General features: G+C 54.5%; 13 protein-coding genes. 12 read left to right on the top strand and 1 reads right to left on the bottom strand.

Annotated elements, in window-relative coordinates:
* The 6 genes from HMPREF6485_RS03990 to pdxT all read left to right on the top strand — a co-directional run bounded on the left by HMPREF6485_RS03990 (window position 1) and on the right by pdxT (window position 5793).
* On the top strand, window positions 1-438 hold the full coding sequence (locus HMPREF6485_RS03990; RefSeq protein ID WP_004344842.1) for a hypothetical protein: 438 nt from the start codon (window positions 1-3) through the stop codon (window positions 436-438).
* A 186-nt stretch (window positions 439-624) separates the two neighbouring features.
* On the top strand, window positions 625-1992 hold the full coding sequence (locus HMPREF6485_RS03985; RefSeq protein ID WP_004344841.1) for an MATE family efflux transporter: 1368 nt from the start codon (window positions 625-627) through the stop codon (window positions 1990-1992).
* 238 nt (window positions 1993-2230) lie between these two features.
* Window positions 2231-2899 (top strand): hypothetical protein, encoded by a 669-nt coding sequence (locus HMPREF6485_RS03980; RefSeq protein ID WP_004342958.1) that lies wholly within the window; start codon window positions 2231-2233, stop codon window positions 2897-2899.
* Between the two features lie 91 nt (window positions 2900-2990).
* The gene (locus tag HMPREF6485_RS03975) at window positions 2991-4001 is read left to right on the top strand and encodes a bifunctional hydroxymethylpyrimidine kinase/phosphomethylpyrimidine kinase (RefSeq protein WP_004342959.1); all 1011 of its coding nucleotides are present in this window, start codon (window positions 2991-2993) and stop codon (window positions 3999-4001) included.
* 50 nt (window positions 4002-4051) lie between these two features.
* A complete protein-coding gene (pdxS, locus tag HMPREF6485_RS03970) occupies window positions 4052-4924 on the top strand; it encodes a pyridoxal 5'-phosphate synthase lyase subunit PdxS (protein WP_004344836.1) in 873 nt (290 codons plus the stop codon).
* A 272-nt stretch (window positions 4925-5196) separates the two neighbouring features.
* A complete protein-coding gene (gene pdxT, locus HMPREF6485_RS03965) occupies window positions 5197-5793 on the top strand; it encodes a pyridoxal 5'-phosphate synthase glutaminase subunit PdxT (protein ID WP_044126246.1) in 597 nt (198 codons plus the stop codon).
* Here the strand turns inward: pdxT and dinB are convergent.
* On the bottom strand, window positions 5770-6873 hold the full coding sequence (dinB, locus tag HMPREF6485_RS03960; RefSeq protein WP_004344832.1) for a DNA polymerase IV: 1104 nt from the start codon (window positions 6871-6873) through the stop codon (window positions 5770-5772). The genes pdxT and dinB overlap by 24 nt on opposite strands.
* A 163-nt stretch (window positions 6874-7036) precedes the next feature.
* On the opposite strand from dinB, the gene HMPREF6485_RS03955 reads away from it, so the two are divergent.
* The 6 genes from HMPREF6485_RS03955 (at window position 7037) to HMPREF6485_RS03930 (ending at window position 13538) form a co-directional block, all read left to right on the top strand.
* The gene (locus tag HMPREF6485_RS03955; protein WP_004344830.1) at window positions 7037-8122 is read left to right on the top strand and encodes an alpha/beta fold hydrolase; all 1086 of its coding nucleotides are present in this window, start codon (window positions 7037-7039) and stop codon (window positions 8120-8122) included.
* Window positions 8123-8274: 152 nt separating this feature from the next.
* A complete protein-coding gene (locus HMPREF6485_RS03950) occupies window positions 8275-9150 on the top strand; it encodes an energy transducer TonB (protein WP_004344829.1) in 876 nt (291 codons plus the stop codon).
* Entirely contained in the window at window positions 9147-9803 is a 657-nt protein-coding gene (locus HMPREF6485_RS03945) for a radical SAM protein (protein ID WP_004344828.1), read from the top strand. The genes HMPREF6485_RS03950 and HMPREF6485_RS03945 overlap by 4 nt, the downstream gene beginning before the upstream one ends.
* Before the next feature lie 106 nt (window positions 9804-9909).
* Entirely contained in the window at window positions 9910-10857 is a 948-nt protein-coding gene (locus tag HMPREF6485_RS03940; protein ID WP_004344827.1) for an acyltransferase family protein, read from the top strand.
* Window positions 10858-10999: 142 nt separating this feature from the next.
* On the top strand, window positions 11000-12817 hold the full coding sequence (argS, locus tag HMPREF6485_RS03935; RefSeq protein ID WP_004344826.1) for an arginine--tRNA ligase: 1818 nt from the start codon (window positions 11000-11002) through the stop codon (window positions 12815-12817).
* A 244-nt stretch (window positions 12818-13061) separates the two neighbouring features.
* Window positions 13062-13538, top strand: coding sequence for an RNase H family protein (locus tag HMPREF6485_RS03930; protein ID WP_004344825.1), 477 nt, complete (start codon window positions 13062-13064; stop codon window positions 13536-13538).
* Window positions 13539-13901 lie beyond the last annotated feature (363 nt).

The following is a 13901-nucleotide window of genomic DNA, read 5'->3' as shown; positions in this document are numbered from 1 at the left end:
ATGTTACAAAGAGACTATTTCCTGAGAATCCTTCAGGAGTTTATGGCCGCAGTGGCCCGCTTTCTGGAGAAAAACGAGGGCGAGGAACAGCGCGACAAAGAGATGGAAGACCTCTACCGGCAGTATGTGGGCGACCGCGGAGTGCTGCGCCACCTCTCGTTGGAAGAAACTTTGACTTATGCCGACGACCAATGGAGCCTCGACGAGCGGCTCGACCGGCTCGGCATGTTGGCCGAACTGCTCTACGCCGAGGGCTCCTACAAGCAGAATCCGCTGCGCCAGGTGCTGCTCGACAAGGCCTACGGCCTGTTCGACTACGTGGAAACCCACGGCAGCGAATACTCCCTCGACCGCCGCAGAAAGATGGAAGAGATACGCAAGGAAGCTGCGCTGACAAACATGGCAGGCCCGCTCGGGCGCACCGGGGAGCAGAAATAGCCCCATCGACTGCCTGCCGCGGGCATGGTGCAAAGCTGCCGAACGCCCCGCGCCCGACTGTTGCACCATCGGCGCAAGGCTTCTGCACAGCCGGTGCAAGGCCTTCGCACGACTCTCCCCGCGATTATCCCCCATCTCCGTTCCATCCTCTCCCTCTCCTTTTCTTAACCCTTTTACCTTTTAAAGATGCCCAACACCAACGACATGACCGTGGGTTCGCCCACCCGAGACATATTGAAGTTTTCGCTCCCGCTGATACTCGGCTACATCCTCCAGCAGATGTATCTCATCATCGACGCCGCCATCGTGGGGCGGTGGATAGGCGTGGGAGCACTGGCCGCCGTGGGAGCCAGTTCGTCGATCATGTTCCTCATCATGGGCTTCTGCAACGGTTCGTGCGCCGGCTTTGCCATCCCCGTGGCCCAGGCCTTCGGGGCAAGAGACTATTCCAAGATGCGCACCTACGTGAGCAACGCCATCCGCATAGCCGTGGTCTTCGCCATCGTCATCACGCTGCTCTCCTGCCTGTTCTGCAAACACATTCTCCGGCTTGTCAACACGCCGGCCGACATCTTCCACGATGCCTACGTGTTTCTGTTGCTCCAGTTTCTCGCCATCCCCTTCACCATCGGCTACAACCTGCTCTCAGGACAAATCCGGGCCCTCGGCAACTCCAAGCAGCCGTTCTATTTCCTCATCGCCTCATCGGCGGTCAACATCCTGCTCGACGTGCTCCTCATCCTCATCATGGGCATGGGCGTGGAGGGGGCCGGCATAGCCACCCTACTCTCACAGGCCTTCTCGGTGGTGCTCTGCCACACCTACATCCGCCGGCATCTCGACATCCTCATCCCCAAAGGCTCCGAACGGCGTTACGACAACAAACGCATCAGCATCCTGCTCAACAACGGGGTGCCCATGGGCCTGCAATTTTCCATTACCGGCATCGGCATCATCATGCTCCAGAGTGCCAACAACGCGCTGGGCACCGTCTATGTGGCCGCCTTCACGGCTTCGCTCCGCATCAAGTATCTCTTCACCTGCGTGCTCGAAAACATCGGCGTGGCCATGGCCACCTACTGCGGACAGAACATCGGGGCCCATGCGCTGCCGCGCGTCTCGGTGGGGGTGCGCTCGGCCATGAAAATCATGCTGGTCTACTTCGTGCTCACCGTGCTCATCATCTATCCTTTTGCCGACGAAATGATGATGCTTTTCGTCAAGTCGGGCGAGCAGGAGGTGGTCAGCAATGCGGCCATGTTCATGCGGCTCAACAACTACTTCTATCCCGCCCTCGGCATTCTGGTGATTCTCCGTTACAGCATACAGGGCCTCGGCTACAGCAATCTCTCAATGCTCTCGGGCGTGATGGAGATGATAGCCCGCTGCGGAGTGAGCCTGTGGCTCGTGCCGGCTTTCGGCTTCCTCGGCGTGTGTTTCGGCGACCCGGTGGCCTGGCTCATGGCCGACCTTTTCCTCATCCCCGCCTTCTGGGGCCTCTACCGAAAGCTGAAGAGGGAGAACGGCAATGACAGCAAACCGGCCATGCAGTGACAGCAATCTGCTGTCATTTCCCCGATTTCCTATCATCCGTAAGACACTGATTATCTTTGCATTGCAAGAGAAAATGACAGCATGACAGGAAATTGCGGAAAAATACAAGTTAGTATCTTTGGCTGAATAATTGGCACTGGCGAGAATCGTTTCCAGGACAAAAGTAGATTCGACCGATTTTGAGGAAGAATAGCCTACGGGCACAAAGTGTTTGAATGTAGAATATTAAGATATACCTATGAATCAGTTTCTTGTTACAAGCAACACGCGAAAGTGGATGGGAATCAGCTTGATACTTATTATTGCAGTGACATTCTATTTCCAATTCCTGCAAAACATCCTTTTAAATAAAGGTACTGACCATGTTCTGCTGATGCCTGTTTATCCTTTGCTCAAATCGGCATTATGGCATGACCTGCTCGTCGCCGTTATTTTGATTTCAGAGTGCTACTTCTATCATGAAATCAGGAAGCAGCTACGAAAATTAAGAAGTAGTGCCCAATGGGCATGTGTCGCTATCATCGTGGCAAAGACGATAAGCGTAGTGGAAGGATATCTCATTGAACTGTCTTGGAATAATGTTTCTAAGGGAATCGCATCGACAACAAACCTTTTTTCTCTGAACGATATAAGTGTATTGCTATCAATAGTTTGCAGCACGATTAGTTTTGCAGGAATCGTCTGGCTGTCGGTCCTACTCATCCGAAAACACGAAGGCAGAATAAGAGTAGCAGGCTACGTATTACTGGTCTCCACCATCATAGGTATTTTGAAGCAAAGCGGATTCGTGCTACCACACAGCACAATGGCTGTAAACGCTCTGAGAGCCCTTTCGATGATATGTATGTTGCTACCCTTTGTTTTCTTCTATCGCTCTTTCAAAGCTTCAAGTCAAGGAGCACTGTAAAGGATGTTTTTTATACAAACGCTCGTTTTATTTGTCGAAAAGCGAACATAATTTCATCATCTCGGAAAAAAAGTGTTTCTTTGCAACCGAAATGGTAACAAAGTGCAATCAACCCATACTGACCATCACGGGTTCTGACGGTACAGGAGAATCCGGGGTGCAGGCCGACATCAAGACGATGACGGCTTTGGGCGGACGGGCCGTGTCGGCCATCACCTCCATCACCATACAGAACACGCTCGGCATACAGCAGATATTCGACTTGCCGGCACAGGTGGTGGGCGCACAGATTGAGGCCATCGTCAACGATGTGGAACCGCAGGTGGTGAAGATAGGCATGATCAGAAATGTGGCCGTATTGGGAGCCATTGCCGACGTGCTGGGGAAATATCACCCGCAGTATATGGTCTACGACCCGGTGGTGAGTTCGAGCCGAGGCGACACGCTGATGGATGAGGACGTGATAGCGCAGGTGAAAAACCGGCTGTTGCCACTCTGTTCGGTGGTGGTGGTGAAGAAGCAAGACGCCGCGGCCATCACGCACCGCGAAATATGCAACGCCGACGACGCCCACCTTGCCATAGAGCAACTGAAAGCCTACGGCTGCGAGGAGGTGCTGCTCCTCGACGACGAAAAGTCGCTACTCCACGGACAAAACAACTCGCTGGCATCGGCCATAGCCGTTTTTCTCTGTCAGGGATGCACAAAGGAGGAAGCCATCGACAAGGCCCGCACATTTGTGGGCCAACAGGTGATGAGGGCTGACAATCTTGCCGGACGAAGCAGCGAACTCTACAACGATTTCCTTGACAAGGTGGCCCGCCACTACCACACCAACAGCGATGTGCATTTCTTCGCCGACTGCCTGAACGTGAGTGCCCGCTATCTGGCGCAGGTGACCAAACGCATCAGCGGTCAGACGCCCAAACAGATTATCGACGAATACCTCTCCGAGGAAATAGGCCGGCAGCTCAAGACCACAGACAAGACGGTGCAGGAGATAGCCTACACGCTCGGATTCTCGTCGCAGGCGCATTTGAGCAAGTTTTTCAAGAAGATGAAAGGACGGTCGCCGAGTGAATGGAGGAGGAGTGAGAAGTGAGAAGTGAGAAATCAGGAATTAAAGATAAAAGACAAACAAAATAAGCAACAATGAACAACAGACAAGAACTCAACCGCAACCTGGCCCAGATGCTGAAAGGTGGCGTGATTATGGACGTGACAACCCCCGAGCAGGCCAAGATAGCCGAAGCTGCCGGAGCCTGTGCCGTGATGGCTTTGGAACGCATTCCGGCAGACATCCGTGCGGCAGGTGGCGTGTCGCGCATGAGTGATCCGAAGATGATCAAGGGCATACAGGCTGCCGTGTCTATCCCCGTGATGGCCAAATGCCGCATCGGACACATTGCCGAAGCACAGATCCTGCAAGCCATCGAGATAGACTACATCGACGAAAGCGAGGTGCTTTCACCGGCCGATGACGTCTACCATATCGACAAGACACGTTTCGACGTGCCTTTCGTGTGTGGAGCACGCAATCTGGGTGAGGCCCTGCGCCGCATAGCCGAGGGAGCAACGATGATTCGCACGAAAGGCGAACCCGGAACGGGTGACGTGGTACAGGCTGTGAGCCATATTCGACAGATGCAGAGCGAGATACGCCGCGTGGTGGCTACGGCCGAAGACGAATTGTTCGAGGTAGCCAAGCAGTTGCAGGTGCCCTACGACTTGGTGAAGTTCGTGCATGAAAATGGTAAGTTGCCGGTGGTGAACTTCGCTGCCGGAGGTGTAGCCACACCGGCCGATGCCGCCCTGATGATGCAACTCGGTGCCGAGGGTGTGTTCGTGGGTTCGGGTATCTTCAAGAGCGGAGACCCTGCCAAGCGGGCTGCCGCCATCGTACAGGCTGTAACCAACTATAACGACCCGAAGAAGCTGGCTGAACTGAGTGAGGATCTCGGCGAGGCGATGGTGGGCATCAACGAGCAGGAGATACAGCTGCTCATGGCCGAAAGGGGGAAGTAGGAAAGGAAGAAGGTGATAGGTGATAGGTGATAGGTGTTAGGTGGTGGGTGTTAATGAGAACTTTGTTCTGCTGTAGGGGCAGTACTTTATGCCTGCCCCCCGAAGGGTGTATCATCACAAAAGAAGGAACATACTCATGAACACCCATCCGGAGCCCTTTACCTTTCCATGTTTTCACCCCTCTTTACACCTGCTTTACCTTTTTACATTTTTATCTCTTTACCCTTACAATGATTGTTACAGAACATAAACAGACTTCTCCCGACAACGGCATGACAGAAAACAATGCGCCCCGCATAGCCGTACTGGCTTTGCAGGGTGCATTCATCGAGCATGAGAATATGCTTCGACGACTGGGGGCAGAAGTCTTTGAGATTCGCCAACTGAGCGATTGGGACAAGGCGAAAGACGGTCTCGTCATTCCCGGAGGGGAGTCAACAACCATGCGCAAGCTGCTGCGCGACCTCCGACTGCTTACACCTATCCGGCAGGCCATCACCGAGGGGTTGCCTGTTTTCGGCACTTGTGCCGGCCTGATACTGCTCTCCAAAGAAGTGGAGGGGGAGCAGTCGGAACGCATTGCGACGATGGACGCCCTCGTGTGCCGCAATGCCTACGGTCGGCAGTTGGGCAGTTTCCACATCAAAGCACCCTTTAAGGGCATTGTCGGCGAGATCCCCATGACCTTCATCCGCGCTCCTTATATAAAAAAGGTAGACGACGGGGTTGAAGTGCTTGCCGAAGTAGACGGACATATCGTGGCAGCCCGGCAGGACAGACAACTTGTCACGGCTTTCCACCCCGAACTCAACGATGACACGAGGGTACACGAATACTTTCTCCGTTCAGTCGTCCTCCAGAAACTCTAATTCCAATTCTATCCACTCCGGCCGGCCCGTCGTGTCATCGCCCCCACCCCGGGGATTGGACACCGAAAGGCCGAGGAGACGGATGGGATGCCGGGGGCTGTAGTCTACTTGTCGGAGCAGTTGTTTGGCCAAGGGCAGAATGTCGTCTTTCGACTGAAGGATGCGACCCACAGTGATGCTCCGCGTGATTTGCGTAAAGTCGTTGTATTTCACTTTGAGAGTGAGCGTGTGCCCCTCAAACTGGTCTTTCGCCACCCGCTCAACCAGTTCCAACACCGTGTGGTAAAGTTCGATGATGACCGCCGAGCGTCCCGAGAGATCTTCAAGAAAGGTGTGTTCGCAACCCACCGACTTGCGGATGCGCTCCGTGATGACCGGTCGGTGATCGATGCCACGGGCAAAATCGTAGAACACCGGGCCGGCCTTGCCAAACACCTCGGTGAGATGGTGAAGCGAACAGACCCGCAAATCGGCCCCATGGAAGATGCCCATCCTGTGCATCCGCTCCGCCGTCTTTGGCCCGACGCCCCAAAACTTCTCTATCGGAAGAGCAGCCACGAAGTCCAAGGCCTTATCGGGGTGAATGGTGCAAAGGCCGTCGGGCTTCCTCATGTCGGAAGCTATCTTGGCCAGAAACTTGTTGTAAGACACGCCGGCCGAAGCCGTGAGCTGCAACTCATTGCGAATGCGCCGCTTGATTTCGAGGGCTACATCCACCGCCATGTCCATGCCCCGTTTGTTGACCGTGACGTCAAGAAAAGCCTCATCAATGGAAAGCGGTTCGATGAGGTCGGTATAATCGCGGAAGATGGCATGTATCTGCCCCGACACCTCTTTATATTTCCGATAATTTCCATCCACCACGATAAGCTCCGGACAACGCCGCTTGGCCGTCACCATGGGTTGGGCCGAATGCACGCCAAATCTCCGGGCCTCATAACTGGCCGTAGACACCACACCGCGCGCACCGTCGTGGCCCACGGCAATGGGCTTTCCGCGCAGTTCGGGATGGTCTCTCTGCTCCACCGAAGCAAAGAAGGCATCCATGTCTACATGTATTATCTTGCGTTGGGCATCCATAAATGTTCCTGTAAAGACCGGGCCTGCAAGGATACAGAATATCCGCTTTTCTATTGCCGGGGACAGTCTACCTGATGCAAAGGTAGAAAAAAGATGAGACACCACACCACCGGACGAAAGTTTTTAGTAACTTTGCGGACAGATTAACCAAACTTCAACGAGGATGAAAAGACTACACGCTATGACATTAGCCGCCCTGATGATACTGGGGCTTGTGGCCCAAGCACGACAGGAGAAAGTGATGATCTACGGTGACCACGGCCGCTTAGATGCAGTGATACAGACCCCCGAGACGCAACCCGGGCACAAGATTCCGATGGTGATTATCTGCCATGGCTTCACCGGCAATAAAGACGAACTGCTACTTCGGACACTGGCCGACAGTCTGGAGAGGCAGGGTGTGGGCTCCATCCGCTTCGACTTCAACGGACATGGACGCAGTGACGGACTCTTCGAGCAGATGACCGTGCCCAACGAGATAGTCGACACGAAACACGTTTTAGAATATGTGGAGCACTTGGATTACGTCAACCGCATTGCTTTGGCCGGTCATTCGCAAGGTGGTGTGGTTGCAGCCATGACCGGCGGTGAACTCGGCAACGGGCGCATAGACGCTCTCGTGCTGTTGGCCCCGGCCGGTGTGCTGCGCGACGATGCCCTACGTGGCAACACATTCGGTAAAATCTACGATCCGAAGAATCCGCCGGAGACCATCGAACTGTGGGGAGGACGGAAACTCGGAGGCAACTACATCCGCACCGCAATCGGTCTGCCCATCTACGAGACGGCCATGCACTATACCGGACCTACGCTTGTCATCCACGGTGAAAGCGACCGCACGGTGCCTTATACCTACGGACAGCGTTTCCACTATGTCATCAAAGGAAGTGAATTCCGACTGATGCCCGACATGGACCACGGTTTTTCCAGACACGAGGCAGAGGTGGCCGGTATGGCAGCCCGCTTCCTTGCCGACCGGCTCGGAGCTTCACCAAAGGCCTTTTCTGCCACAAAATCGAAAACCGGAAAAACAACCGATTCTATCGATCCGAGAACCATCAAGGGTGCAGATGCCTCCACTTACGAAACGCTTGGTGGGGGCTACAGCCGTGACAAGAACCACGCCTACTATAATGGCCGCCTCATCAGCGACGCGTGGGGTGGCAACCACTTCGTTTACAAGAGCGGAGGCTACGCCACTGACGGCGTACACACCTATTATAATGGCCGGCCGGTGGAACGCAACTGAGATCCACTTGTGTCAACCCATATACCACTAAAAACATAAAGTGCTGAATATCAGTACTCTTTACACCCACAAACGTGTCAACAGCCAAGGTGGTATTGCATCAAAAAGATAAGTTTCCTACCTTTGCACCATCACCAATCAAGATTACGCTTATGACACGTGGAAAAACTATTTGCAACGTTTTGAAGGCCATCCGCCAGAAGATTGCGGATGCCAACAACATTCCCTACTCCACCCGCGAATGCCACTTCGGGGGCGAATGTCTCGGCACCTGCCCGGCCTGCGAAAACGAACTGGCCTACATTCAACGCCAACTCCAACTCCGCCGCATGGCCGGAAAAGCCGTGATGCTCGTAGGCCTGTCGGCCGGCATGGCAAGTCTGACGGCCTGCGGAAGCGGAAAATCGCAGGCGATAGCGACTGATTCAGATACCATAGAAAAAATGGAATTGGGGAAAGTACGGCCAATCAAAAAGGCAGAAGTGAGGAAAGATGGCTCCTACACGGGAGTTGTATTGTTGAAAGACGGCTATTCCCTCCCCGTGAAGCGTGTAAAGTCATCCACCAAGTTCGCCCCCCCGACACCCCGTTCGACCAAGAAAGACGGCAAGCGAAAGGACAAACAACCGGCAGAGGCCTGCCAACCACTTCAAATCGTAGGAGAGATAGCCGCTCCTCCATTCCCGCTTCCCGACTCTTCGGCGGTTTCCGAAGACGACCGCATCTTCGGGATTGTCGAAGAAATGCCGAGTTTTCCCGGCGGCCCCCAAGCACTTATGGAATATCTGAAAGACCACGTGCAGTACCCACCGACCGAAGCCTGCGTGCAAGGGCGCGTCATCGTGAGTTTTGTAGTGGAGAAAGACGGCAGCATCACCGATGTAAAGACCGTGCGCTCCGTCGACCCTGCCTTTGACCGGGAAGCCGAGCGGGTGGTGAAAGCCATGCCCAAATGGGTGCCGGGCAAGCAAAACGGCATCCTCGTGAGGACAAGATATAACGTTCCCGTCACTTTCCGCCTGCAATGACGACTCCCATTCCCCTCATCGGCATAGAGCGCCACCGGATCGCCACCGACGGCGTGGGCGTGACCACGCTCGTGGCCTTTCACGATTGTCCGCTCCGTTGCAGGTATTGCCTCAATCCGCAATGCCTGCAACCCGACTACTTCTGGCGTGACGTGACGGTGGAGGACCTGCTCGCCGAAGTAGCCGTCGACGATCTCTATTTCCAAGCCACGGGAGGAGGCATCACTTTCGGCGGGGGCGAACCGTTGCTGCGCGGCGACTTCATCGCCGATTTCTGCCGTCGGAAACCGGCTGCATGGCACATCACCCTCGAGACCTCCCTCAATGCGCCCCGCCATCGTCTGGAGACCGTCTTCCCCCACATCGACCAATACTTTGTAGACATCAAGGACACCCATCCCGACATCTACCGCAACTATACGGCCCGCGACAACGCCCCCGTCATGGCCAATCTTGCATGGCTCGCAGCACAGGGAGCGGCAGAGAAAGTCCTCATCCGGCTGCCGCACATCCCCGACTACAACACACAGGCCGATGTAGACCGCAGCCGTCGCCGTCTCGAAGCACTCGGTTTCACCCATTTCGACGAGTTCGACTACATCAAAAAGCAGGGTGCTTTGGAGTCAGGAACGGCAAAATGTGATGGAGAATAGGCGTTTTGTGGATAAAAAAGGCTAACTTTGTCCGCACAAAAGGCAAACAACAACCAATGGCCACCAACAACCGGCAAACTGCCTTGCCACCACAATCCGTCATGTCATGAACAACAAGAGAATAGAGGAGATAGATTTCATCAAGTGCGTCTTGATTCTTCTCATGGTCACTTTCCACTTAGTGTATATCGGAAACACCTACCCACTCGCCAAAAGTTTCGTCTACACGTTCCACATGCCGTGCTTCCTTGTGCTTTCCGGCTACCTTTTCAATCAGCACAAACCGCCCCGTGCCTTCGGCAAATCCATGTTTTGGTTGGCCGTCCCCTATCTCCTCATGGAAAGCGGCTACATCCTGATGGCCTCCTTCCTCCCCATCCGTGAGCACATAGACAACCTCACTCCGGGCACTTTCGCCGACCTGCTCCTTCTGCATCCGATAGGCCCTTATTGGTATCTGCACACGCTGATATTGTGCAGCACGGTCTATTTCGCTCTGTCCCGATGGCCACGCATCGGCCTTACGGCCCTTTTCGTCCTCGCGGGTGTGCTCCTTTATGCGTTGTCCCAATGCCATTTGGTGGTCTTCTCCAACGCCCTGTATTTCCTGTTGGGCGCATTTCTGAGAAAGCGCGAGACCGCTTTCTCCTCCTTTTTTCTTCCTTCCCCCTGGCTTTTTCTTCCATTTGCCATTGCCAGCCTTTCATTCTCCGAAACGGCTGACAAGACTGCCGTCAGCGCCATTGCCGTCTACTGCGCCCTCTGCACGCTCCCCGTTGTCTACAAGTTTCTGGTGAAGTGTGGAAAAGGGCGCATTTCCCGTGGTGCCAACTTCATCGGCCGGCACACGCTTCTGATTTTCCTTTTCTCCCCCATTTTCACCATTTTAGCCAAGAGTTACCAGCCGCAGTTGGTCGGTCTCGACCCGTCAGGGATGCTTTTTCTCCTTGTGTCTCTGGCGTTTGCCGTGACCGGCAGTCTTCTCATCGGCATTCTGCTCGACCGTCTTCGGCTCTCCCGATTCATCTTCGGCAAACGCCAGATGATCGGTTAGGCTCTTCCATCCATGCCTACCGGCTCCCCCTTTTACCTCCGCAAGTAGCAAAATGTGAGAGAGGAAAGGCGTTTTGTGAATTAAAATTGCTAACTTTGCACGCACAATTTCAAATGACAACAATTACCGGTAAGAACAAGCAATGAAGATTGAAAACGCGATAGCAAGTGCCGTCATCGGCGCGGTGAAGGAACTCTACGGACAGGATGTGCCCGAAAAGATGGTGGCCCTGCAAAAGACCAAGAGCAATTTCGAGGGCAACCTGACCCTCGTGGTATTCCCATTCCTCAAAATGTCGAAAAAGAAACCCGAAGACACCGCGCAGGAAATAGGCCGCTACTTGACAGAGCACTGCAAGGCCGTGGCCTCATTCAACGTGGTGGGGGGATTCCTCAACCTCGTCATCGCGCCCGCCGCATGGGTGGAACTGCTCAACGACATTCATGCCGACGACCGGTTTGGCCGGAAAACCGCCACCGAGGACAGCTCGCTGGTGATGATCGAATACTCCTCGCCCAACACCAACAAGCCACTCCACTTGGGCCACGTGCGCAACAACCTGCTCGGATGGTCGCTCGCCCAAATCATGGAGGCCAACGGCAACAAGGTAGTCAAGACCAACATCGTCAACGACCGGGGCATACACATCTGCAAGTCGATGCTGGCATGGCTCAAATGGGGCAACGGCGAGACGCCCGAGTCGAGCGGCAAGAAGGGCGACCATCTCATCGGCGACTACTACGTGGCTTTCGACAAGCACTATCGTGAAGAAGTCAAAGCACTCAAAGCACAATATATCGCCGACGGTCTTGACGAGGAAAAGGCCGAAGAGAAGGCCAAGGCCGAGGCTCCGCTCATCAAGGAAGCCCACGAGATGCTCGTGAAATGGGAGCAGGGCGACCCGGAGGTGCGTGCCCTCTGGGAGAAAATGAACAACTGGGTGTATGCCGGTTTCGACGAGACCTACAAGGCACTGGGCGTGGGATTCGACAAGATCTACTACGAATCTGACACCTATCTTGAAGGCAAGAAGAAGGTGGAAGAGGGATTGGCCAAGGGACTCTTCTTCCGCAAGGACGACAACAGTGTGTGGGCCGACCTCACCGAGGACGGACTCGACCAGAAGCTGCTGCTGCGGGCCGACGGCACGTCGGTCTACATGACGCAGGATATCGGCACGGCCGACATGCGCTTCAAGGATTTCCCCATCGACAAGATGATCTATGTGGTGGGCAACGAACAGAACTACCACTTCCAAGTGCTCTCGCTGTTGCTCGACCGGTTGGGCTTCAAGTGGGGCAAGGAACTGGTGCATTTCTCCTACGGCATGGTGGAACTGCCCAACGGCAAGATGAAAAGCCGTGAGGGAACCGTGGTGGATGCCGACGAGCTGATAGCTGCCATGATAGAGAATGCCCGCCGCACCTCGGACGAACTGGGCAAGTTCACCGACATGACCGAGGACGAGAAGCGCGAGATAGCCCGCATCGTGGGTCTCGGCGCACTCAAATATTTCATCCTGAAAGTGGATGCCCGCAAGAACATGCTTTTCAATCCCGAGGAATCCATCGACTTCAATGGCAACACCGGTCCGTTCATCCAATACACCTACGCCCGCATCCGCTCCATCATGCGCAAGGCGGCTGCCGACGGCATAACCATTCCGTCGGCTCTTCCCGAAGATGCTCCGCTGAATGAAAAGGAAATCAATCTCATCCAGAAGATGAACGATTTCGGGGCTGCCGTGGCGCAGGCAGGCGTGGACTACAGTCCGAGTGGCATAGCCAACTACTGCTACGAACTGGTGAAGGAGTTCAACCAGTTCTACCACGACTACAGCATCCTCAATGCCGAGCACGACGACGAGAAACTCACCCGGTTGGTGCTGGCGCAGAATGTAGCCAAGATTGTCAAGAGTGCTATGGCACTTCTGGGCATCGAAGTGCCGGAGAGGATGTAGGGGCCTCCCCCGACCCCTCCGAAGGAGGGGAGGGCCTCGCGGACTATGGAATGGATAATGGAGGGGATGAAGGTCTTACATGAGTAGGTGTCATGCCCGATTTGTTATTCTGTTACTCTGTCTTTCTAAAAAGAGATACGACTGAGGAGCATGGTTGGAAGCCCTATATGTTATTTTGTTACTCTGTCTTAAAATACACAGGGAGGCACACCGGCCTTCCTGTTATTCTGTCAAACGAAAACCAATGGCTAAGAAAACTACACTCGTCAACCCGCCGTCGTGGCGCCACGACACCGTGCTGCCCCTGCCGCAAGAAGTCACTTCGGCCGCTTGGGCGGTAGACGCAGCCTGCTCGGGCAATCCGGGGCCGATGGAATATCAGGCCATCGACCTGCAAACGGGGACGCAGGTGTTCCATTTCGGCCCTGTGTATGGCACCAATAACATCGGAGAATTTCTCGCCATCGTCCACGCCCTTGCACTCATGGAGAAGCGGGGCATCAAAGACAAGGTGATCTATTCCGACAGCGTGAACGCCTCCTTGTGGGTGGCCAAGAGGCAATGCAAGACCAAACTGGAACACAACGACAAGACCGAACCGCTCTTCCAAATCATCGCCCGTGCCGAACAGTGGCTCTGCACCCATCAGGTGCAGACCCCTATCATCAAATGGGAAACCAAGAAATGGGGGGAAGTGCCCGCCGACTTCGGGCGGAAATAATCTACGAAAGCCATGTCGCACACGAGAGAGTAGCAAAGCCCCCTAAGTTAGGGGGGAGGTTTGAACAAGTGGAAAGCGATAGGTGTTAGATGGTGGGTGTTAATAAAGTGTTCTAAGCTCCCTAAGAGCTCACCACCACCTTCCTCACTTAGGAAGCTTAGGCTGCCTATGCCCCGTGAGGCACTCCCCTCCTTTGAAAGGGTCGGGGGAGGCTCCCTATAGCACGAACTATTAAATCTTTCAAAAAAGCCTTACACGCATTTTCTTCACCCCCATCTTTTCGGGTCTCCCCATTCGCCTTATCACCTTCATCCGCCCCATCGATTTTCCCACCAACCCAACCGACATTGCAAAACGGCCACA

It is taken from the genome of Segatella buccae ATCC 33574, assembly GCF_000184945.1.
Taxonomy (GTDB): Bacteria; Bacteroidota; Bacteroidia; order Bacteroidales; family Bacteroidaceae; genus Prevotella; species Prevotella buccae.
Note: the sequence above shows the minus strand (reverse complement) of the source record. Positions and strands in the feature narration are given on the sequence as shown.

Bases quoted from the DNA above. Each gene is read 5' to 3' on its own strand.
- HMPREF6485_RS03990 (WP_004344842.1), top strand. From the start codon at position 1: ATGTTACAAAGAGACTATTTCCTGAGAATCCTTCAGGAGTTTATGGCC.
- HMPREF6485_RS03985 (WP_004344841.1), top strand. From the start codon at position 625: ATGCCCAACACCAACGACATGACCGTGGGTTCGCCCACCCGAGACATA.
- HMPREF6485_RS03980 (WP_004342958.1), top strand. From the start codon at position 2,231: ATGAATCAGTTTCTTGTTACAAGCAACACGCGAAAGTGGATGGGAATC.
- HMPREF6485_RS03975 (WP_004342959.1), top strand. From the start codon at position 2,991: ATGGTAACAAAGTGCAATCAACCCATACTGACCATCACGGGTTCTGAC.
- pdxS (WP_004344836.1), top strand. From the start codon at position 4,052: ATGAACAACAGACAAGAACTCAACCGCAACCTGGCCCAGATGCTGAAA.
- pdxT (WP_044126246.1), top strand. From the start codon at position 5,197: ATGACAGAAAACAATGCGCCCCGCATAGCCGTACTGGCTTTGCAGGGT.
- dinB (WP_004344832.1), bottom strand. From the start codon at position 6,873: ATGGATGCCCAACGCAAGATAATACATGTAGACATGGATGCCTTCTTT.
- HMPREF6485_RS03955 (WP_004344830.1), top strand. From the start codon at position 7,037: ATGAAAAGACTACACGCTATGACATTAGCCGCCCTGATGATACTGGGG.
- HMPREF6485_RS03950 (WP_004344829.1), top strand. From the start codon at position 8,275: ATGACACGTGGAAAAACTATTTGCAACGTTTTGAAGGCCATCCGCCAG.
- HMPREF6485_RS03945 (WP_004344828.1), top strand. From the start codon at position 9,147: ATGACGACTCCCATTCCCCTCATCGGCATAGAGCGCCACCGGATCGCC.
- HMPREF6485_RS03940 (WP_004344827.1), top strand. From the start codon at position 9,910: ATGAACAACAAGAGAATAGAGGAGATAGATTTCATCAAGTGCGTCTTG.
- argS (WP_004344826.1), top strand. From the start codon at position 11,000: ATGAAGATTGAAAACGCGATAGCAAGTGCCGTCATCGGCGCGGTGAAG.
- HMPREF6485_RS03930 (WP_004344825.1), top strand. From the start codon at position 13,062: ATGGCTAAGAAAACTACACTCGTCAACCCGCCGTCGTGGCGCCACGAC.